This is a genomic window from Mycobacterium sp. TH-M106 (assembly GCF_057473765.1).
Genome location: NZ_JBYCLE010000328.1, coordinates 1 through 1,640 on the forward strand (window position 1 = coordinate 1; position 1,640 = coordinate 1,640).

At 67.9% G+C, this 1,640-nt stretch carries 1 protein-coding gene and 1 pseudogene; one reads left to right on the forward strand and one right to left on the reverse strand.

Features of this window, described 5'->3' with window-relative positions:
• Nucleotides 1-498 (reverse strand): NAD(P)-binding protein (locus AC2VOP_RS11370; RefSeq protein WP_486961062.1); only part of this gene is annotated, 498 nt, incomplete at its 3' end.
• A 638-nt stretch (nt 499-1,136) separates the two neighbouring features.
• Here AC2VOP_RS11370 and AC2VOP_RS11375 point away from each other — a divergent pair.
• A pseudogene (locus tag AC2VOP_RS11375) lies at nt 1,137-1,484 on the forward strand (hypothetical protein); the annotation flags it as partial.
• Between the last annotated feature and the right edge of the window lie 156 nt (nt 1,485-1,640).

Sequence of the window (1,640 nt, forward strand, 5' to 3'; positions counted from 1 at the left end):
GTCGGTCTGCCACTGTTTGGCGGTGTAGCCCTTGACGAACGCCTCGTAGAGCGGGCGGCCGATCAGCGAGATCGCCTTCTCCTCGAAGTTGGCGGCCGCACCCGTCGGGATCTCGGCGGCCTGCTCGGCGATCAACGCCCGCGCCTCGTCGGGGCTGAAGTACCGGCCGAAGAACTGCGACACCAGGCCCAGCCCCATCGGGAACTGATACGACTGCCCATTGTGCATGGCGAATACCCGGTGCTGGTAACCGGTGAACTCGGTGAACTGCCGCGCGTAGTCCCAGACCCGCGTGTTGGAGGTGTGGAACAGGTGCGCGCCGTACTTGTGGACCTCGATGCCGGTCTGCGGCTCAGCCTCGGAATAGGCATTGCCGCCGATGTGCGGACGTCGCTCCACAACCAGCACCCGCTTGCCGAGTTGACTGGCCACGCGTTCGGCGATCGTCAGGCCGAAGAACCCGGAACCGACGACGAAAAGGTCAAATGGAGCCGTCATCGGCGCCTAGGGTATCCGACGCCGCTGTATATAACCGGACCGGCAAAGCCGCTACCGTCGGTGGTTTTCTGACGACGGCGTGAATGCCCGGCGGCGATCGAGCGCACCGGGCCCCTCGGCGGCGTCAGCCCGAAGCGAAGGTCGCAATTCGCTCACGATTAGATATCGCCACTCTAGTCACATCAGTAACTCCCGTACCATCGAGGTCGAGGTGCCCGTGCACCTGCGGCTGACCCGCCGCGACTGACCACCGAACACATTGAGGAGACTTCCGTGCCGAACCGACGTCGACGCAGACTCTCGACCACCATGAGTGCAGTCGCCGGCTTAGCGGTCGCGACTCCGTTTGCCCTGTTTGCAGGTGCCGCTATCTCCGAACTGACCGACGGAAACGGCGTGCCGGAACACCACGAGTTCGTGCCGGCTACGTCAATGTTGGACCTGCCCAACGAAGTGATGTCCGCCCTGTCGCAGGGGTTGTCGCAGTTCGGGATCAACTTGCCGCCGATTCCGAGCGGGATCACCGGGTCGGGGACTGGGTCAGGGCTGCCGGCTGTCTCGCCCGGACTGACCAGCCCGGTCGGGGTGACGCCCGGCCTGACCTCACCGGGGCTGACCTCGCCGGGCCTGACCTCACCGGGGCTGACCTCGCCGACCACACCGGGGCTGACCTCGCCGGGGCTGACCTCGCCGGCCACACCGGGGCTGACCTCGCCGGCCACACCGGGGCTGACCTCGCCGGCCACACCGGCTACCCCGGGCCTGACCGACCCCGGGCTGACCACACCGACTACCCCGGGACTCACCGACCCCGGGCTGACCACACCGACTACCCCGGGACTCACCGCGCCGGCCACCGCGGGTCTCACCGACCCCGGGCTGACCACACCCGCGGTGACACCGGGACTGACCAGTCCGGTCGGCATCGATCCGAGTTCCGGCCTCGGCAGCTACGCTCCGGGCGGGGTGCTGCCCGACCCCAGTGAGGTGCCGATCACGGGCCTGGGCGGGACCTACCCGATTCTCGGGGATTCGTCGCTGGGCACCGCGCCATCCGCCGCCGCCAGCTCCGGCAGCGGCGGGATCGTCAGTGACCTGATGAGCGCCGCCAACCAGCTGGGTGCCGGGCAGGCTCTCGACCT